The 19,452-nt window shown below is 48.4% G+C and carries 15 protein-coding genes, 3 tRNA genes, 2 rRNA genes, 1 other RNA gene and 1 other annotated feature; of the genes, 17 read left to right on the forward strand and 4 right to left on the reverse strand.

The features are described 5' to 3' along the window. Positions 1–284: 284 nt before the first annotated feature. Positions 285–400: ribosomal RNA gene (rrf, locus tag NSS95_RS00005) — 5S ribosomal RNA — on the forward strand. Positions 401–647: 247 nt separating this feature from the next. On the opposite strand, the gene NSS95_RS00010 is transcribed toward rrf, so the two are convergent. Then, positions 648–1,574 carry a YaaC family protein gene (locus tag NSS95_RS00010; protein WP_035183007.1) on the reverse strand — a complete coding sequence of 309 codons (927 nt, stop codon included), beginning with the start codon at positions 1,572–1,574 and terminating at the stop codon, positions 648–650. A 122-nt stretch (positions 1,575–1,696) separates the two neighbouring features. On the opposite strand from NSS95_RS00010, the gene guaB reads away from it, so the two are divergent. The 6 genes from guaB (at position 1,697) to NSS95_RS00040 (ending at position 8,675) form a co-directional block, all read left to right on the forward strand. Next, positions 1,697–3,163: an IMP dehydrogenase gene (guaB, locus tag NSS95_RS00015; RefSeq protein ID WP_013858032.1), complete on the forward strand. Its 1,467-nt coding sequence runs from the start codon at positions 1,697–1,699 to the stop codon at positions 3,161–3,163. 246 nt (positions 3,164–3,409) lie between these two features. Then, positions 3,410–4,729 carry a serine hydrolase gene (locus tag NSS95_RS00020; protein WP_326244267.1) on the forward strand — a complete coding sequence of 440 codons (1,320 nt, stop codon included), beginning with the start codon at positions 3,410–3,412 and terminating at the stop codon, positions 4,727–4,729. Between the two features lie 143 nt (positions 4,730–4,872). Next, the gene (gene pdxS / locus NSS95_RS00025) at positions 4,873–5,754 is read left to right on the forward strand and encodes a pyridoxal 5'-phosphate synthase lyase subunit PdxS (protein WP_013858035.1); all 882 of its coding nucleotides are present in this window, start codon (positions 4,873–4,875) and stop codon (positions 5,752–5,754) included. Between the two features lie 11 nt (positions 5,755–5,765). Next, positions 5,766–6,338, forward strand: a complete 573-nt coding sequence (gene pdxT / locus NSS95_RS00030) for a pyridoxal 5'-phosphate synthase glutaminase subunit PdxT (protein ID WP_014096542.1) — start codon at positions 5,766–5,768, stop codon at positions 6,336–6,338. A gap of 51 nt (positions 6,339–6,389) precedes the next feature. Continuing rightward, positions 6,390–6,606 (forward strand) — a binding site (T-box leader). A 50-nt stretch (positions 6,607–6,656) separates the two neighbouring features. Continuing rightward, on the forward strand, positions 6,657–7,931 hold the full coding sequence (gene serS, locus NSS95_RS00035) for a serine--tRNA ligase (RefSeq protein WP_035183004.1): 1,275 nt from the start codon (positions 6,657–6,659) through the stop codon (positions 7,929–7,931). A 654-nt stretch (positions 7,932–8,585) separates the two neighbouring features. Further along, positions 8,586–8,675 (forward strand) — tRNA-Ser (locus NSS95_RS00040). 151 nt (positions 8,676–8,826) lie between these two features. Here the strand turns inward: NSS95_RS00040 and NSS95_RS00045 are convergent. The 3 genes from NSS95_RS00045 to NSS95_RS00055 all read right to left on the reverse strand — a co-directional run bounded on the left by NSS95_RS00045 (position 8,827) and on the right by NSS95_RS00055 (position 11,743). Continuing rightward, positions 8,827–9,495 carry a deoxynucleoside kinase gene (locus NSS95_RS00045; RefSeq protein ID WP_061086960.1) on the reverse strand — a complete coding sequence of 223 codons (669 nt, stop codon included), beginning with the start codon at positions 9,493–9,495 and terminating at the stop codon, positions 8,827–8,829. Beyond that, positions 9,482–10,120, reverse strand: coding sequence for a deoxynucleoside kinase (locus NSS95_RS00050; protein WP_014096539.1), 639 nt, complete (start codon positions 10,118–10,120; stop codon positions 9,482–9,484). The genes NSS95_RS00045 and NSS95_RS00050 overlap by 14 nt, the downstream gene beginning before the upstream one ends. A gap of 333 nt (positions 10,121–10,453) precedes the next feature. Then, entirely contained in the window at positions 10,454–11,743 is a 1,290-nt protein-coding gene (locus NSS95_RS00055) for a glycoside hydrolase family 18 protein (RefSeq protein ID WP_014096538.1), read from the reverse strand. A 1,271-nt stretch (positions 11,744–13,014) separates the two neighbouring features. Here NSS95_RS00055 and tadA point away from each other — a divergent pair. The 10 genes from tadA to NSS95_RS00105 all read left to right on the forward strand — a co-directional run bounded on the left by tadA (position 13,015) and on the right by NSS95_RS00105 (position 19,420). Then, complete coding sequence (tadA, locus tag NSS95_RS00060) at positions 13,015–13,524, forward strand: tRNA adenosine(34) deaminase TadA (protein WP_014096537.1); 510 nt, start codon at positions 13,015–13,017, stop codon at positions 13,522–13,524. 87 nt (positions 13,525–13,611) lie between these two features. Continuing rightward, positions 13,612–13,876: signal recognition particle sRNA large type (ffs, locus tag NSS95_RS00065), an RNA gene on the forward strand. Between the two features lie 155 nt (positions 13,877–14,031). Then, positions 14,032–15,723: a DNA polymerase III subunit gamma/tau gene (gene dnaX / locus NSS95_RS00070; protein ID WP_014096536.1), complete on the forward strand. Its 1,692-nt coding sequence runs from the start codon at positions 14,032–14,034 to the stop codon at positions 15,721–15,723. 16 nt (positions 15,724–15,739) lie between these two features. Continuing rightward, positions 15,740–16,066, forward strand: a complete 327-nt coding sequence (locus NSS95_RS00075) for a YbaB/EbfC family nucleoid-associated protein (protein WP_014096535.1) — start codon at positions 15,740–15,742, stop codon at positions 16,064–16,066. Between the two features lie 14 nt (positions 16,067–16,080). Beyond that, entirely contained in the window at positions 16,081–16,677 is a 597-nt protein-coding gene (recR, locus tag NSS95_RS00080; protein ID WP_013858045.1) for a recombination mediator RecR, read from the forward strand. A gap of 20 nt (positions 16,678–16,697) precedes the next feature. Next, positions 16,698–16,910 (forward strand): YaaL family protein, encoded by a 213-nt coding sequence (locus tag NSS95_RS00085; protein WP_014096534.1) that lies wholly within the window; start codon positions 16,698–16,700, stop codon positions 16,908–16,910. Positions 16,911–16,986: 76 nt separating this feature from the next. After that, the gene (locus NSS95_RS00090) at positions 16,987–17,253 is read left to right on the forward strand and encodes a pro-sigmaK processing inhibitor BofA family protein (RefSeq protein WP_014096533.1); all 267 of its coding nucleotides are present in this window, start codon (positions 16,987–16,989) and stop codon (positions 17,251–17,253) included. A gap of 348 nt (positions 17,254–17,601) precedes the next feature. Continuing rightward, positions 17,602–19,155: ribosomal RNA gene (locus NSS95_RS00095) — 16S ribosomal RNA — on the forward strand. 102 nt (positions 19,156–19,257) lie between these two features. Further along, a tRNA-Ile gene (locus NSS95_RS00100) sits at positions 19,258–19,334 on the forward strand. 13 nt (positions 19,335–19,347) lie between these two features. Further along, positions 19,348–19,420: transfer RNA gene (locus tag NSS95_RS00105), tRNA-Ala, on the forward strand. Positions 19,421–19,452: the final 32 nt, after the last annotated feature.

Genomic DNA, 19,452 nt, shown 5'->3' on the forward strand with positions numbered 1-19,452 from the left:
CGAAAAGCGGAAGCGCCTTGGTCATCGGCGTACGGATTTCGGAGCTTTCGACTGAGATAAAGGAAACACGGCGAGGTATCGAGCCGATGTTGACTTATCGTAGGGAGAAAGCGTAGAAATACGCTAGCCGATAGGCGCTGGAGCTGGACAACAGAAAAGCGGAGGTGCCTTGCCAAAGGCGCTGGAGCTAGACAATTCTCAAAGTTAGAAACCAAAGCTATTCTCCGTTTACAGTTTTTTCTCCCATCCGGTTTTCAGGGAACACATCCCAAAAATTATACAGGTCCGGTGATGATGGCGGAAAGGTCACACCCGAACACATCCCGAACTCGGAAGTTAAGCTTTCCAGCGCCGATGGTAGTTGGGGGTTTCCCCCTGCGAGAGTAGGACGTTGCCGGGCCAAATCAAAACCGCAGACGATTTGTCTGCGGTTTTTGCGTGTTAATGTACTCGGCTCATTGCTTTTTTTCGGAATGCAGGGCCGTTTTGCTTAAAGTTATTATATGAAGCGACAGAAAGGGATTTTTTAACTTTCGTGGTCTTCTTGATGACAGAAATCAGCCGAAAAGCACAGATAGCCGGTGAATCGTTCCATTTTGCTCTTGTCCATAAGCATCGATTTCACCCTGACGTTTGCATTGCTTGTTTTACTGCCTGCCGTTAAGAAACTGCAGGCAGAGGAACGGACCTTTTTCGATTGCTGTCTGGAGAAAAAGGCGGATGGCCGGAAAGTCAATTGTTTCCCGGTTTTTAAGCAGCTCTGCCCACCATTCTGTTTCGTAGCGGGAAATCATGCTCAAATTATACAAAAGCAAGTAATGGACCAATATATCGGGAAGGTCGTTTTCCGGTTGTAATTTATACGGAAAGTAAATTTGATTTGTAAAGAAATGATAACGGAATGGCGGAGGGAGACAGCCGCGGGCGGAAAACGAGAAGGCGTCTTCTTCCGCTTCCATTTCCAAAAGTCTGTCCTGAAGTTTTTCGGACAAATATTGTGAAAACCTGCCCGCTGTCATATGATAGCCATCAAGGACCGCAAAAGGAAGCCGGTACTTCCCGTTCTTTTCTTCTACCGGCAAAAAATATTTCCGGCGGGGGAAGGCCGTTTCAAGTTCTGGGATTTGCCGAAGCAGGCTCTGCATGGTGTATTTATTGCCTTCGAGCGGGCCGAGTCCGAACATTTTATGGGCGAAATGGCCGCATAAACCGGTTTTTTGAATTTTAACCTCGTCTTCGCCAAACCGGTAGTTTTGTTTTTTCTTTTTTCGCGATGTCACCCCGTGGGCAAGGACGGAAGTGGTTTCAGGATATAGCGGGTCGCATGACAGCAGGCAGGCTTTTAATAAATGAATGAAGCCGTAAAAAATCAAAACAGGCTGAATCGAAACGGGCGCCTGCACAGCCTGGCGGTAATAAGCTTCACCGTGTTCGAGATAATACATAAAAGCATAACAGTTCTCATAGCTTTTGGCGGCGCTTTGGCTAAAATCCGAAGCCTCATAGCGGGCTTTCAAATAGCGCTGCGTATATTCTGCGGATTGAAATAAAATCAAGTGATCCCATTGGTCCATAAAAGACAATATTTCGCCCTCCGAATTAACTGAATAGTATTATATGTTTTGGAGACCTTGACAGTATTATGTCCAATTGATAACCTACAAATAATATTTTTATCAATCCAGGAGGGGTTTGCATGTGGGAAACGAAGTTCGTAAAAGAAGGTCTTACGTTTGATGATGTATTACTGATTCCGGCAGAGTCGGAAGTGCTGCCGAAAGATGTCGATACAAGTGTCGCCCTAACGGAAACCTTGAAGTTGAACATTCCGATCATCAGCGCCGGCATGGATACGGTAACCGAAGCGGAAATGGCGATCGCCATGGCAAGGCAGGGCGGCCTCGGGATTATCCACAAAAACATGAGCATTGAACAACAGGCGGAGCAGGTGGATCGTGTCAAACGGTCGGAAAACGGCGTTATCACCAATCCGTTTTTCTTAACACCTGATGAGCAGGTGTTTGCAGCGGAACATTTAATGGGCAAATACCGGATTTCCGGCGTGCCGATCGTGAATAACCGTGACGAGCAGAAACTGGTCGGGATTTTGACCAACCGCGACATGCGTTTTATTGAAGATTACTCCACCCGGATTTCAGATGTGATGACGAAAGAGAATCTTGTGACGGCGCCTGTCGGTACGACGTTGAAAGAGGCGGAACAGCTTTTGCACCGGCATAAAATTGAAAAGCTGCCGCTTGTCGATGAGAACGGCGTATTAAAAGGGCTTATTACGATTAAAGATATCGAAAAGGTTATTGAGTTCCCAAATGCAGCCAAAGATGACCAGGGCCGCCTTCTTGTTGGTGCGGCAGTCGGCGTGACAAGCGACGTAATGAAACGGGTGGAATTGCTCGTTGAAGCGGGAGTGGATGCGGTTGTTATCGATACGGCGCACGGCCACTCAAAAGGGGTGCTGGAAACCGTCGCAAACATCCGCAAATCTTACCCTTCCTTAAATATTATCGCCGGAAATGTTGCGACGGCAGAAGGTACGAAAGCGCTGATAGACGCGGGCGCGGATATTGTAAAAGTCGGTATCGGGCCGGGCTCCATCTGTACGACAAGAGTGGTTGCCGGGGTTGGTGTACCGCAAATTACAGCGGTTTATGATTGTGCGACAGAAGCAAGGAAGTACGGAAAAGCGATTATTGCAGACGGTGGCATTAAATTCTCAGGCGATATTGTAAAGGCGCTGGCTGCCGGTGGACATGCTGTAATGCTCGGCAGCCTGCTTGCAGGGACCTCGGAAAGCCCAGGCGAAATGGAAATCTATCAAGGGCGGCAATATAAAGTTTACCGCGGCATGGGGTCCATCAGCGCAATGGAAAGCGGATCGAGGGATCGTTACTTCCAGGAAGGCGCGAAAAAACTGGTGCCAGAAGGAATCGAAGGACGCGTGCCGTTTAAAGGGAGCCTTCAGGATGTCATCTACCAATTAATCGGCGGGCTCCGGTCCGGCATGGGTTATTGCGGCGCGAAAGATATGATTTCATTGCGTGAAGAAGCGCAGTTTATCCGCATGACAGGGGCAGGCCTGCGGGAGAGCCATCCGCATGATATCCAGATTACAAAAGAAGCTCCGAATTATTCTTTGTCTTAACATTGATTTTGAATGGGAAAAAATGGCAGGCATAGGTTTCCTGCCATTTTTTTCTGCCATTTAATAGATTTGCAACTCTATATCTGGCTTGTCGGACTCGGAAAAATCGCCGCCATTCAGTACCCCCGGCTGCCCTGCATTTTCGGAAAAAGTTGACAAATGCGGCAAACACTATGCATCTACTTTTTCAACCGGAACTATGTTAAAATAGGCAAAGTGTATACATATCTTGATGGAGGGTTGAAAGTGAAAAAAAGCTTGCAAAAAATGGCGTTTGCGTTTCTGGCGCTGCTGCTAACGGCAGGGGTTGTGCAGCAGGTGCCGAAAACAGTCCATGCGCAGGATCAGTTGGATATTCATGCAAAAGCAGCCATCATTGTCGATGCGGATAACGGACAGATTTTGTATGAAAAAAATGCCAATCAGGCACTGGGCATTGCTTCCATGAGCAAAATGATGACGGAGTACTTGTTGCTTAAAGCCATTCATGAGAAAAAGGTTTCGTGGAACCAGAAAGTGACAATCAGCGATTATGCGTATCGCATTTCCCAAAACAGGGCACTTTCAAACGTGCCGTTAAGAAAAGGCGAAAAGTACACGGTTAAAGAGCTCTTCCAAGCGATGGCGATCTATTCGGCAAATGGCGCAACGATTGCGATTGCAGAAACGCTCGGCGGAACGGAAAAAAACTATCTGAACATGATGAACAAACAGGCGAAAGCATTCGGCCTCACCGATTATAAATTTGTGAACGCAACCGGGCTGAACAATGAGGATTTGCAAGGCATGCAGCCGGAAGGAACAGGCAGGACGGAAGAAAACCTTGTCTCAGCAAAATCCGTTGCAAAAATCGCCTACCATTTGATCCACGACTATCCGGAGATTTTACAAACAACAAGCACGGCCAAAATGAAATTCCGGGCCGGGACAGATGATGAAATTGCGATGCAGAACTGGAACTGGATGCTTCCGTCCCTTGTTTACGGGCGGCAGGGCGTTGACGGCTTGAAAACCGGGAACACCGACAATGCGGGATACTGCTTTACAGGCACGGCCAAGCAAAACGGCATGCGCATCATTACCGTTGTTCTTCATGCAGAGGATGCGAACGGGAACAGCATCATCAAGTCCCGGTTTGATGTCACAAACAAATTAATGGACTATGCTTTTAGTAATTTCACGGAAAAAACCCTTTACCCGAAAGGCTATCAGGTGAAAAAGACGGTAACGGTGAAGTCCGGCAAAGAAAAACAGGCTTCCGTTGTCACGAAGGCGCCGCTTAAAGTGGCTGTGAAAAACGGTGAAGGCAAAATGTATACCCCTGTTGTGAAATTTGATTCGAAGCAAATCAAGGCTCCGGTGAAAAAAGGGACAAAGGTTGGCACATTGTATGCCCGGCATAAAGACGGGCAGGAACTTGGCTATTTGTACGGCCCGAATACAGCGCATACCGCCTTGGTCACCAAAACTGATATTGAAAAAGCCAACTGGTTTGTGCGCATGATGCGCGGAATTGGCGGATTTTTCGGGGGCATTTGGGATCATACAGTCGGCAAATTATTTTAAGTAAAACAGGACAAGGGCGCTTGTCCTGTTTTTCACTTTAACGTGGAAAAATTAGTGTCTTGACAAGCATTCGTTTTTGGTGTTAATTTAAATTATTATACATATAATAAGAATTTTTAATTTTATAAAGGGGCGTACAAAAAATGAAAACAGGAACAGATCTAGTGAAACGCGGGATGGCGGAAATGCAAAAGGGCGGCGTCATCATGGACGTGGTCAATGCCGAGCAGGCAAAACTCGCTGAAGAAGCAGGCGCTGTTGCCGTCATGGCATTGGAACGTGTTCCGTCTGATATCCGGAAAGCCGGAGGGGTTGCCCGTATGGCGGATCCTTCCATTGTGGAAGAAGTTATGAACGCCGTCAGCATTCCGGTAATGGCAAAAGCAAGGATCGGCCATATTGTTGAAGCGCGGGTGCTCGAAGCGATGGGCGTCGATTATATTGACGAAAGCGAAGTTTTAACGCCGGCCGACGATGAGTTCCATATCAATAAAAAAGAATTCACAGTGCCGTTTGTGTGCGGCTGCCGTGATTTGGGGGAAGCGGCTCGAAGAATCGGGGAAGGCGCCTCGATGCTCAGGACAAAAGGCGAGCCGGGAACCGGGAATATCGTTGAAGCGGTAAGGCATATGCGGAAAGTGAATGCGCAGGTCCGCAAAGTGGTCAACATGAACGAAGATGAACTGATGACGGAAGCTAAACAGCTCGGTGCCCCGTATGAAGTGCTGTTGCAAATTAAAAAAGAAGGCCGGCTGCCGGTTGTGAACTTTGCTGCAGGCGGTGTTGCAACGCCGGCGGATGCGGCGTTGATGATGCAGCTCGGTGCGGACGGCGTTTTTGTCGGATCGGGGATTTTCAAATCAGAAAACCCGGCGAAATTTGCGAAAGCGATTGTTGAAGCAACGACCCATTACCAAGATTACAAACTGATTGCCGAATTGTCGAAAGACCTTGGAACAGCAATGAAAGGCTTGGAAATTTCAACATTGCCGGCTGAAGCAAGAATGCAGGAGCGCGGCTGGTAAGGAGAATCAGCATGAAAAAAATTGGTGTACTCGGCCTCCAGGGGGCTGTGGAGGAACATATCCGCGCAGTGGAAGCCTGCGGTGCGGAAGGTGTTGTCATTAAGAAAAAAGAGCAGTTGGACGAAATCGGCGGGCTCATCCTGCCGGGCGGAGAAAGCACGGCAATGCGGCGGCTCATTGACCGCTACGGTTTTATGGCGGAACTGAGACAGTTTGCCGAAAGCAAGCCAGTCTTTGGCACATGCGCAGGGCTGATCCTGCTTGCAAAGCATATTGAAGGCCAGGAAGATGCACATATCGGGGCAATGGATATTACGGTGGCGCGCAATTCTTTCGGCCGCCAGCGGGAAAGTTTTGAAGAAACCATCCGTGTGAACGGCATCGCGGAAGATTTTCCAGCTGTTTTTATTCGCGCGCCCCATATCGTCTCCGTTTCAGATCATGTTGAAGTGCTGGCCGAGTGCCGCGGGCGGATTGTTGCGGTTCGCCAAGGAAATTTGCTCGGCTGCTCCTTCCATCCGGAGTTAACGGATGACCTGCGTATGACCGAATATTTTTTAAGTATGGCACGGATTCCGGTATAGTCTGTTGCAAAACGGATAAAATTGTAGTACATTAAGGTGTACGTGAAGACTGAAAAAGCAATGACAGGAACCAGTAGCAGAACGCTTTTCCTAAAGAGAGCCGGTGGGTGGTGGAAACCGGCGGAAAGCTTCTGTGAATCCATCCTTGAGCGGGTTGCTGAAAGCCGGGCGAGTAGGCATCCACGGGATAAAAACCCGTTATCCTTACAAAGCGGAAAACTCTTGTTTTCAATTTGGGTGGCAACGCGGGTTCACTCTCGTCCCTGTTTTCGGGGCGGGAGTTTTTTATTTGAATTTCGATAAAAGGAGAAGGATAGCATGTTGGACATCAAATTTTTGCGTGCGCATTTTGATGAAGTCAAAGAACGAATGCAGCACCGCGGAGAAGATTTGACCGATTTTGAGAAGTTCAGCGGGCTGGACCAAAGACGGCGCGAACTGATCATGGAAAGCGAAGCGTTGAAAAACAGACGGAATGAAGTCACGCAGCAAGTTGCGGCACTGAAACGCGAAAAGAAAGATGCAACAAAGCTGATCGAGGAAATGCGCGGCGTCGGTGAAAAAATTAAAGCACTGGATGCCGAGTTGAAACAAGTCGAATCAGAACTTGAAATGCTGATGCTTTCTATCCCGAACATTCCGCATGAAAGTGTGCCGGTGGGAGATAGCGAAGAGGACAATGTCGAAATCCGGAAATGGGGTGAAGTGCCGGCATTTGGATTTGAACCGAAACCGCATTGGGATATTGCCACTGACCTCGGCATCCTTGATTTTGAAAGGGCAGCCAAAGTGACCGGCAGCCGGTTCGTCTTTTACAAAGGGCTCGGCGCCCGCCTTGAACGTGCGCTTTATAATTTTATGCTTGATCTGCACGTCGAAGAACACGGCTATGAAGAGGTATTGCCGCCGTATATGGTGAACCGCGCCAGCATGACAGGAACGGGGCAGCTGCCGAAATTTGAAGAAGACGCTTTTCTTGTCAATGAAAAAGACTATTTTCTGATTCCGACTGCCGAAGTGCCGGTGACAAATTATCACCGTGATGAAATTTTAAACGGTGACGACCTGCCGATCAATTATGTGGCGTTCAGTGCCTGTTTTCGTTCGGAAGCGGGTTCTGCCGGGCGCGATACACGCGGGCTGATCCGCCAGCACCAGTTTAACAAAGTGGAACTTGTGAAATTTGTCAAACCGGAAGATTCCTATAATGAACTCGAAAAACTGACCGGCCATGCGGAAAAAGTGCTGCAGCTTCTGGGCCTGCCTTATCATGTGATGAGCATGTGCACGGCGGACCTCGGGTTTACGGCAGCGAAAAAATATGATATTGAAGTATGGATGCCAAGCCAGCACGTATACCGCGAGATTTCTTCGTGCAGCAACTTCGAAGCCTTCCAGGCAAGGCGTGCGAACATCCGCTTTCGCAGGGAACCCAATGCGAAACCGGAACATGTCCATACACTGAACGGGTCCGGACTTGCCATCGGGCGTACCGTCGCAGCCATCCTCGAAAATTACCAGCAGGCTGACGGCAGTGTGGTGGTGCCTGAAGTGCTCCGCCCGTATATGCGTACTGATATCATCAAACCGTAAAAAAAATCCCCGGCTTTGTACATGAAAAGCCGGGGATTTTTAAAACATGTTTCCCGGAAGCTTCCGCATTTTTTAGGTGCGCAGGATTTTACTCGAAAACACGGCTATATCTAGAGGTTGCTGAATCGGTAAAAATTCTAGATTTGGCAAGGCTGCTGACAGCTTTGGCAACCATTTAAATGCAAGGATTTTACAACAGATCCAGGGAAATGCTTGCACTCGAAACCCGATTCAACGTATGGAGAAGATAAAATCTCCCATTTCCGCAAAAGGATCTTCTATATTTTGAGACAGAACTTGCAGACAAACTCAGAATCGGATTCGTTCAGCAAATCCTATTTAGCTGAATAAGCGAGATTCTCAGAATTGGCAAGGATTCTAAAGAATTTGCCGATCTTTGCGCTCGAAAGCCGTTTCAACGGTGAGAAGAGGACAAAATCACCCCCTTTTTGCAGGTGGTGGCAACCATTAAAGCCGGGCTTGCTGGGAGAATCGGATAAATTGCCAAAATCCGATTCGTTCAGCTTCAGCTAGACCTATCTAAATATGCGCTTAGGCCTTCCCTTGGCTAAAGTTCAGATGCTTTTCTGCAGTACAAACTTGGTGTGCTTGACTTGTTTCAATCGTGTGGGTTATAATCTTTTTTGTCAAAATGGAGGAATACCCAAGTCTGGCTGAAGGGATCGGTCTTGAAAACCGACAGGCGGGTTACACCGCGCGGGGGTTCGAATCCCTCTTCCTCCGCTTAAAAAATGAAAGCCCGCGGGCCCCTGAGGCGTAAGCTGCGGGCTTTTTTCGTAGAGTAAAAAAGATACAATACTTTTGCATACCCGTGATCTCTCCGTAAATCATGAAAAAGCCCGTTACGCGATTGTAACGGGCTTTTTAGCCGCCATTATTTTTTTACGGCTGCTGCCTGTGCGAGCATGTAGCCGATCCGCTCGACAATCGGTTCGACGGCATCTTCATGTTCAAACAGGTCGTATTCGTCAATGTTTAGCCTGAGAACCGGGCAGGCATGGAAAGAGTCGATCCACTGTTCGTACCGTCTCTGCATTTCAATCCAGTATTCAACAGGGGTATCTTGTTCCATCGACCGGCCGCGTTTTTTAATCCGTTCCAAAATGTTTTCCAGCTTGCCTTCCAAATAAATCATCAGGTCGGGATGCGGAAAATACGGCGTCATCACCATGGCATCGAACAAGTTTGTATAGGTTTCAAAATCAATGGCTGACATATTGCCTTTTTCATAATGCATCCGGGCAAAAATGCCGGTATCCTCATAAATGGAGCGGTCCTGGATAAACCCGCCGCCGTATTCAAACATTTTTTTCTGCTCCTTGAACCTTTCCGCCAGAAAATAAATTTGAAGATGGAAACTCCACCGTTTAAAATCGCTATAAAATTTTTCCAAATACGGATTGGTGTCGACTTTTTCAAAGGACGCCCGGAAATGGAGCGCCTTCGCGAGCGCACGGGTTAAAGTCGATTTTCCGACGCCGACGGTACCTGCAATGGTGATCACAGCGTGGTTCGGAATTTGATATTTCTCACGAAGTTCCATGGGTATGTACTCCTTTTTGTAAGGTTAGCGCGATTTCTTGAAGCATGGATTTCAGGTCATGTTCATGCCGGATAAAATCAAGTGTATCACAGTCGAACTTTAATACCGGGATATTCGGATGTTCGGCTTCGAAGCGGCTCATAAACCGTCCGTAGTCTGCGGATAGTTTTTGCAAATACGTTTCCTGCATATTTTTTTCAAATGCCCGTCCTCTTATTTCAATTCTCTTAAGGAGCGTTTCCAGGCTTGCATGCAGGTAAATGATGACATTTGGCTGCGGCATATCCGCTGTTAAAATGTCGTAAATTTTTGAAAATTTTTCAAACTCATCTGTTTTTAGCGTCCGCCGGGCAAAAATCAGGCTTTTAAAAATATGGTAATCTGCAACAGCAGGCTGTCTATGCTGCTTCAGGTCTTCCAGTTGTTTGTAGCGGTTGCAGAGGAAAAACATCTCGGTTTGGAAGCTCCATTCTTCTTTATTGGTATAAAATTTTCCAAGAAAAGGATTTTCATCCACAATTTCTTTCAAAAGCTCAAATGAAAAGTATGCTGAAATGGCTTTTGCCAATGACGTCTTGCCAACGCCGATCGGTCCCTCGATTGCAATAAACGGTACCCTTTCCATAACGGCCCTCCCGCTGAAGCGATAGTTCATTGATGCACACTGTTGCTATTTTAGCACATGTCGCCGCCAGTTGGCATGCGGGAAATAAAAGCGGTATGTGTCCTGGCGTTTTGTTTCCGGATATTTCCTACGCGCACAAGGTTGCTGAAGCCGCAACGTTGGCTTTGACTTGCATTTTTTTGGAAAAATGGCGCCCTGGGTCTTTGTATCGGATCAGGTTCCCATCCGGCCGTTCAGTTGCGCTAGCATAAATGCGGGGGAAAGGACCTCGCAATCATGTCCGCGTGCGCATCGGTTCCGGGGCAAAAGAAAAAAGCAACGGAACCCGCTGCTTCAGGAAGGGCGTTTGACGACATCAAAGCGATCGGTGATTAACAGCCAGTTTTGCGGAAAAGAGAGGCCGAGTTTCCAGTAGCTCATGCCCCTTAACCCGAGTTCAGTGAGCAAATTAAATTTTGCCTCGATGGAACGGGCATCTTCGAACCAGACGGTGTGCCGCCGGTTGTTTTCATCTGTATAGTCAAAATGCGGGGCCTGGGACGTTGTGTTGTACAGGATCGGCACATTGTGCGCACCCGCGAGCCGGATGGCCTGCTGCGGGCTGACGGCTCTTGCTGTTGTGCCGGTTTGATACGGCAATGTCCAGTCATAGCCATACAGATTTTGCCCCATCAAAATCTTATTGGGCGGCATTTCTGTGATGGCATAGCGAAGCACATCCCGGACCGGCCCGATCGGGGATACCGGCATGGGTGGGCCGCCGCTATAGCCCCATTCGTAAGTCATAATGACAACAAAATCGGCAATTTCGCCGTGCGCCCTGTAATCGTGTGCCTCGTACCAGCGTCCGGCCTGGGTGGCACTCGTTTTCGGGGCGAGCGCGGTGGACATGAGCCAACCTTCCCGGCTGAAGCGCGTTTTTGCTTTTCTTAAAAACCGGTTGTAAGCTTCCCTGTCCTGCGGGCGTAAATACTCAAAGTCAAAATGAATATCACGGAAACCGAGCCGGCTTGCGGTTTGAACAATTTCATTTAAAAACCGGTTCTGGACGGTTTCGTCGTTCAAAAGGATCCGCCCAAGTTCATCGCTGAACTGGCCGTTTTCCTGATTGCAGATCACCATCATCAAAATGGCGTTTTGGACATCGGCAATCGCCCGCAAATTTCCAAGCGGCGGAGCAACAAGTGTGCCATCGCGGTTTACCCGGAATGCAAACGGGGCAAGATACGTCAAATACGGGGCTGCTTTTCGCGCACTTGTTTCAAGAGACGCTGAGACCGTGTTCCCGAATGGTTCTACATATGCATTAAATTTTGCTCTTTTTTTCGGAAAAGGCGGCAGATAAAGGCGCAACCCGGGCCGGAGCTGCTGATGGATAGAAATGCCGTTGATGCGGGCAAGCTCCTGGTAAGATATCCCTGCTTGCTGTGCAATGGAATATAAGCTGTCCCCCGGCCGGACCCAATAAAACCTCCCGGTGATCGGGATGACAATCGCCTGTCCGATGACAAGCCGATCCGGATTTGGAAGTTCATTTGCCGAAATGATTTCTGAAGCCGGAACACTGTATCTTTGCGCAAGATTTGAGACCGTGTCATTTCTTTCGACAACATGAATTTGCAAACGAGTCCCCCCTTGTGTCAGCCATCGCTATTGTTATCTTTATGCCCCGTTTTTTTAAAACATGCCCGCTTTTTATGTGCGGATTTTTTTGCGGAATCATTCAGCAAACCATTTTTGCGGCATTTCTTAACGTAGCAGCCTGCTAAATGAAGGAAGGGCATGATTTTTGTAGTATTGCTTAACGTAGAAGGGTTCTAAGTAAAGGAAGGGCATGATTTTTGTGGCGCTTCTTAACATAGAGGAGCTCTAGATTAAGGAAGCGGAAATTTTTTGTGGTGTTGCTTAACAAAAAGACCATTTTGGACCCAGTCGCGACTCCTTTTGGCAGGTTCAAAGGGACATTTCGAGCCCGGATACAGCTTGTTTTGTCCTTTTGGCAGGTTCAAAAAGACATTTCGGACCCGGATGCAGCTTGTTTTGTCTTTTTGACAGGTTCAAAAAGACATTTTGGGGCCAGGTGCGGCATGTTTTGTCTTTTTGACGGCTTCAAAAGGACATTTCGAACCCGGATGCAACGTGTTTTGTCCTTTTGGCAGGTTCAAAAGGACATTTCGAGCCCGGATACAGCATGTTTTGTCTTTTTGACGGCTTCAAAAAGACATTTCGGACCCGGATGCAACGTATTTTGTCCTTTTGGCGGTTTCAAAAGGACATTTTGGGCCCGAATGCAACGTGTTTTGTCCTTTTGACAGGTTCAAAAAGACATTTCGGACCCGGATGCAACATATTTTGTCTTTTTGGCGGTTTCAAAAGACCATTTCGAGCCCAGGTGCGTCTTGTTTTGTCCTTTTGACGGCTTCAAAAAGACATCTCGAGCCCGGATGCAACGTGTTTTGTCTTTTTGACGGCTTCAAAAAGACATTTCGAACCCACTCGCGACTCCTTAAAGGCGCTCTAGATTAAGGAAGCGGAAATTTTTTGCAGTGTTTCTTAACGTAGAAGGGTTCTAAGTAAAGGAAGGGCACCCATTTGTGCATCTTTCTTAACGTAGCCGTCCGCTAAATGAAGGAAGCAAGCATGTTTTTCAGTGTTTCTTAACATAGAGCCCCTCTAAGTGAAGGAAGCGAACGTTTTTTGTGATGTTCCTTAACATATAAGTGCTCTCAGTAACGAAAGAGCATCCAACTTTTCCTTTTCCTAACACAGGAGCCTTCTACCTGAAGAAAGCCAGCGCAAAACGGCAGGAAAATCCATACTGATGACCGAACCCAGTGTGATTTTTTTCAAGGCTGTGTTACGATAAGGCTACGATACCTTTCGGAGGAGTTAGGATGGAAAATCGCGATGAATATTATATGCGCCTTGCCATTCAGGAAGCCGTAAAAGCACAGCGTCTCCGAGAAGTGCCAATCGGGGCGGTGATTGTGCTCGATGAAAAAGTGATTGCTGCAGCCCATAATCTGCGTGAAACCACTCAGCGTGCTGCCGCCCATGCGGAACTTCTGGCCATCGAAAAAGCATGTGAAGTGACCGGATCATGGCGCCTTGAAAATGCCGAGCTGTATGTCACACTGGAACCGTGCCCGATGTGTAGCGGTGCCGTTTTACAATCGCGGATCAAGCGGGTCGTTTACGGGGCAAAAGATCCGAAGGCGGGCTGTGCGGGAAGTTTGATGAACCTGCTTGAGGACGGCCGTTTTAACCACCGGAGTGAAGTCGTAAGCGGCGTGCTTGAAACGGAATGCGGAGAATTATTGCGGTCCTTCTTCCGGTCTTTAAGGGAGAAAAAAAAGAAGGAAAAACTTGCGGCAGAGGAAGATGGAAAAAGCTCCACCAATTAACAGGCGGGAGAGATTGCTTTTTTTTAAAAAGGCATGTATACTTAGTTATGCGTTAGTTTTTAACGCTTAAAACTGGTATCAATTTTGCCGCGCTAGGTGGGGAGGCAGCGGTGCCCTGTACCCGCAATCCGCTCTAGCGGGACTGAATCCCTTTCCGAGGCCGGCTGCTTGTAGGGCCAGCCTTAAGTAAGTGGTGTTGACACCCGGGTCCTGCGCAATGGAACCCCGCGAACCATGTCAGGTCCGGAAGGAAGCAGCATTAAGCGGGTCATTCCATGTGCCGCAGGGCAGCCTGGGTCGAGCTAACTGCTTAAGTAACGCTTATGAGGGTCGGTCGAAGAAAGGTGCGCGGCAGTTTCATTACATAAAAAACAAAACTCATCCTGATCCAGGATGGGTTTTTTCCATATTTAAATGCTTTTTAATTCAGGATGTAAAATCGCTTTTCCTAAGGTATAATAAAAGAAATGTATGAATCGGAAGCAAATCTGGCCGGGAGGATTGAACATGGCTTATCAGGCGTTATACCGCACATGGCGGCCGCAGCGGTTTGCGGATGTCGTCGGGCAGGAGCATGTGACAAAAACATTGCAGCACGCCCTCCTGCAACAGAAAACAACGCATGCTTATCTTTTCTCGGGCCCACGGGGTACAGGAAAAACAAGTGCCGCTAAAATTTTGGCAAAGGCGGTGAACTGCGAACATGCTCCGACTGGGGAACCGTGTAACGAGTGCGCTGTTTGCCGGGGGATTACAGACGGCACGATTCCAGATGTCATCGAAATTGACGCGGCGTCGAATACAGGCGTGGATGACATCCGCGATATCCGCGACAAAGTCAAATACGCGCCAAGTGTTGTAAAATATAAAGTATATATTATCGACGAAGTCCATATGCTGTCGATTGGCGCATTTAACGCGCTTTTGAAAACCCTAGAGGAGCCCCCGAAACACGTCATTTTTATTCTGGCAACAACCGAGCCCCATAAAATTCCGCTTACGATCGTTTCCAGATGCCAGCGGTTTGATTTTAAACGCATCACATCCCGTGATATTTTTAAACGCCTGGCTTATATTGCAGGCGAAACCGGTATTGCATATGATGAACAGGCGCTCAATATTATCGCCCATGCTGCGGAAGGTGGGATGCGGGACGCGCTCAGCCTGCTTGACCAGGCCGTCTCGTTTAGCGAGGGGAAAGTCAGAGTGGAAGATGCGCTCACGGTAACGGGTTCCATTTCTCAGAATGATTTTACCCGCCTTGCCCAGGCCATTCAAAAGAAGGATGCCGCAGAGTGCCTTGACCTTGTCGGTTCTCTTCTCCAGCAGGGAAAAGATCCCTCAAGGCTTGTGGAAGACTTCATTCTTTATTTCCGCGATCTGCTTTTGTATAAAACTGCCCCGCAGATGGAGGAAGCGGTTCAAAGGGTATATTTAGATGAGGCATTTAAAGAAATGAGCCGCTCGCTTCAAACGCAGGAAATTTACCGTTTTATTGACATCCTGAACCAAACGCAGCAGGATATGCGTTTTTCCAATATGGCCCGCGTTTATTTGGAAGTGGCTTTTATCAAACTGTGTGAAGAAAAAGCGCCGGATCCCGGGGAAAATGATCTCGTCCGGAAGCTTGCCGAAAAAATCGAACGGCTCGAATCAGAACTCGAGTCTCTCAAGCAAAACGGGGTTCCGGAGGCCGATGAAACGGAACCTGCGCCAAAACGGCAGGCTCAGAGAAAAATTCCGCGCACTTCGAAAGGTTTTAAGGTACAAGTCGGAAGGATTCATGATATATTAAAAGAAGCGACAAAAGAGGACCTCAAACGGATTAAAAACAGCTGGAACGATATGATTGAGACGCTCAACAGCAGGCAGATGCGGTCGCAGGCAGCACTTTTAAATGAAGCAGAACCGGTGGCGGCATCGCCGAACGCTTTTGTCATCAAATTCAAGTATGAGATCCATTGCCAAATGGCGATGGAAAACGAGAAATTTTTACAAGCGATTTCGAGCGTACTTGGTGAATTAACCGGAACCGGGTATCAGGCGGCAGGTGTTCCGGAAAATGAATGGAATACGATCAGGGAAAATTATATCCATCACCATAAAGAAGAAGCAGAGGAAGAAAAACCGCAGGAAGATCCGGTTGTAACCGAAGCAATCAAATTGTTTGGGCCTGAATTAATTGAAATAAAAGACTAAAACTGGAGGGTTTCATATGCGAGGAATGGGCAATATGGGCAATATGCAAAAAATGATGAAACAAATGCAAAAGATGCAAAAAGAAATGATGGAGGCACAGGAACAGCTTGGCGAACAGAAAGTGGAGGGTACGGCAGGCGGCGGCATGGTAACCGTTGTCGTCTCCGGCCATAAAAAAGTGCTTGAAGTGCGCATCAACGAAGAAGCCGTTGATCCGGACGATGTTGAAATGCTGCAGGACATGATCCTTGTCGCCACCAATGACGCCCTGGATAAAGCCGAACAGCTGACAGAGCAGACAATGGGCAAGTACACGAAAGGCTTCAATATTCCGGGATTTTAAAGGTGTGATCAACAATGCAATACCCTGAACCAATCACAAAATTAATGGAAAGCTTCATGAAACTGCCAGGCATTGGGCCGAAAACCGCGGCCCGGCTGGCATTTTTTGTTCTTGATATGAAGGAAGACAGCGTCCTTGCATTTGCCAAGGCGCTTGTCGATGCGAAACGGGACCTGACGTACTGTTCTGTTTGCGGGCATATCACCGATACAGATCCGTGCTATATTTGTGCCGATCCGCGCCGCGACAGAAGCGTGATCTGCGTTGTCGAGGAGCCGAAAGACGTCATTGCCATGGAAAAAATGAAAGAATACAACGGCCTTTACCATGTTCTGCATGGTGCCATTTCTCCAATGGACGGAATCGGCCCTGAAGACATCAGTGTGCCGGATCTGCTCAAACGCCTGCGCGATGAAACCGTCCAAGAAGTGATTCTTGCAACCAATCCAAATATCGAAGGCGAAGCAACAGCCATGTATATTTCGCGGCTTTTAAAACCGTCCGGCATTAAAGTGACACGGATTGCACACGGGTTGCCAGTGGGCGGAGATCTCGAGTACGCCGACGAAGTCACCTTATCAAAAGCACTGGAAGGCCGAAGAGAAATTTAACCTGACACGGGGTGGATACAATGTTCAGCAAGAAGCAAAAACTCAGGAAAGAATACGATGCGCTTCTTCTCGATTTGGTCACAAACGTAAAAAATGAATGGGTACAGCAAAACGCCCTCCAGCATCTAAGTTTTGAATTTAACGAAGAACTTTACTACCGCACCAAAGTGGCCGAAGCGAAGTATGTGTTTCTTTTTCGGGAAGTGAAAAGAAGAAACATCCGCCTCCAGTAAGGGTAGCACGGCTCAAGTTCTTTTTTGGACAACTCCTTCATAAAAATAAAGCAGCTGGAAAAAAGGGGTGATTCACTTGAGCTCAACCATCATCATTATTGCGATTGTCGGCCTGATCCTTTTGCTGCTGTTTTCCGCAGCTTTAACCAAACCGCTGCGATGGGCGGGAAAGTTATGCATCAAAGCCATCATCGGGGCTATACTCCTTTTCTTTTTAAACCAAGTGGGCGGCCGGTACGGACTGCATGTCCCAATCAATGCAGCCACCGTATCCGTTTCCGGGCTGCTCGGCATACCCGGGGTGATCGGCCTGACTGTCATCCAGACATGGATTCTGTCTTGACAAAAGCAGCGCTCGAACCGCCATCAGCAGACAACCAGCGCCAAAGAAATGATCCATCATTTCTTTGGCGTATTTTTTATGTTCATTCGAAGAAACTAGAAGCTTAGGCTGAAAGAAGCATGGGCGCCCACGAAAAAGCAGGCATATAAAAAAAGGGATTGACTACACTTCGTTATACTAGTATAATAGTTTTCGTCGCCGCATCCGGCATCAAACTTCTTAAAAAAGTAGTTGACATGTTGGTTGCGTCGTGGTATGATATAAAAGTCGCTGAAAAACAAAGCGATTGTTCCTTGAAAACTGGACAAAACGAAACGTCAAATTCTTTTTGAGCTTTTATCAAACATCTTTACTGAGAGTTTGATCCTGGCTCAGGACGAACGCTGGCGGCGTGCCTAATACATGCAAGTCGTGCGGACCTTTTAAAAGCTTGCTTTTAAAAGGTTAGCGGCGGACGGGTGAGTAACACGTGGGCAACCTGCCTGTAAGATCGGGATAACGCCGGGAAACCGGGGCTAATACCGGATAGTTTTTTCCTCCGCATGGAGGAAAAAGGAAAGACGGCTTTTGCTGTCACTTACAGATGGGCCCGCGGCGCATTAGCTAGTTGGTGGGGTAACGGCTCACCAAGGCAACGATGCGTAGCCGACCTGAGAGGGTGATCGGCCACATTGGGACTGAGACACGGCCCAAACTCCTACGGGAGGCAGCAGTAGGGAATCTTCCGCAATGGACGAAAGTCTGACGGAGCAACGCCGCGTGAGTGAAGAAGGCCTTCGGGTCGTAAAACTCTGTTGCCGGGGAAGAACAAGTGCCGTTCGAACAGGGCGGCGCCTTGACGGTACCCGGCCAGAAAGCCACGGCTAACTACGTGCCAGCAGCCGCGGTAATACGTAGGTGGCAAGCGTTGTCCGGAATTATTGGGCGTAAAGCGCGCGCAGGCGGCTTCTTAAGTCTGATGTGAAATCTTGCGGCTCAACCGCAAGCGGTCATTGGAAACTGGGAGGCTTGAGTGCAGAAGAGGAGAGTGGAATTCCACGTGTAGCGGTGAAATGCGTAGAGATGTGGAGGAACACCAGTGGCGAAGGCGGCTCTCTGGTCTGTAACTGACGCTGAGGCGCGAAAGCGTGGGGAGCAAACAGGATTAGATACCCTGGTAGTCCACGCCGTAAACGATGAGTGCTAAGTGTTAGAGGGTTTCCGCCCTTTAGTGCTGCAGCTAACGCATTAAGCACTCCGCCTGGGGAGTACGGCCGCAAGGCTGAAACTCAAAGGAATTGACGGGGGCCCGCACAAGCGGTGGAGCATGTGGTTTAATTCGAAGCAACGCGAAGAACCTTACCAGGTCTTGACATCCTCTGACCTCCCTGGAGACAGGGCCTTCCCCTTCGGGGGACAGAGTGACAGGTGGTGCATGGTTGTCGTCAGCTCGTGTCGTGAGATGTTGGGTTAAGTCCCGCAACGAGCGCAACCCTTGACCTTAGTTGCCAGCATTCAGTTGGGCACTCTAAGGTGACTGCCGGTGACAAACCGGAGGAAGGTGGGGATGACGTCAAATCATCATGCCCCTTATGACCTGGGCTACACACGTGCTACAATGGATGGTACAAAGGGCTGCGAGACCGCGAGGTTAAGCCAATCCCAGAAAACCATTCCCAGTTCGGATTGCAGGCTGCAACCCGCCTGCATGAAGCCGGAATCGCTAGTAATCGCGGATCAGCATGCCGCGGTGAATACGTTCCCGGGCCTTGTACACACCGCCCGTCACACCACGAGAGTTTGTAACACCCGAAGTCGGTGAGGTAACCTTTACGGAGCCAGCCGCCGAAGGTGGGACAGATGATTGGGGTGAAGTCGTAACAAGGTAGCCGTATCGGAAGGTGCGGCTGGATCACCTCCTTTCTAAGGAATAAAAGGAAAACTTCGTTTTCCAAAATCAAGTTTGACGTTTCCGTTTTGTTCAGTTTTGAAGGTTCAATCCTTCCTTATATTTCCTTTCATTAAGGGCCTGTAGCTCAGCTGGTTAGAGCGCACGCCTGATAAGCGTGAGGTCGATGGTTCAAGTCCATTCAGGCCCACCATTCCTTAATGATTGGGGCCTTAGCTCAGCTGGGAGAGCGCCTGCTTTGCACGCAGGAGGTCAGCGGTTCGATCCCGCTAGGCTCCACCTTTATAAATGTGTTCTTTGAAAACCGGATA

It is taken from the genome of Weizmannia sp. FSL K6-3076, assembly GCF_038007245.1.
Classification (GTDB): domain Bacteria; phylum Bacillota; class Bacilli; order Bacillales; family Bacillaceae_C; genus Weizmannia; species Weizmannia faecalis.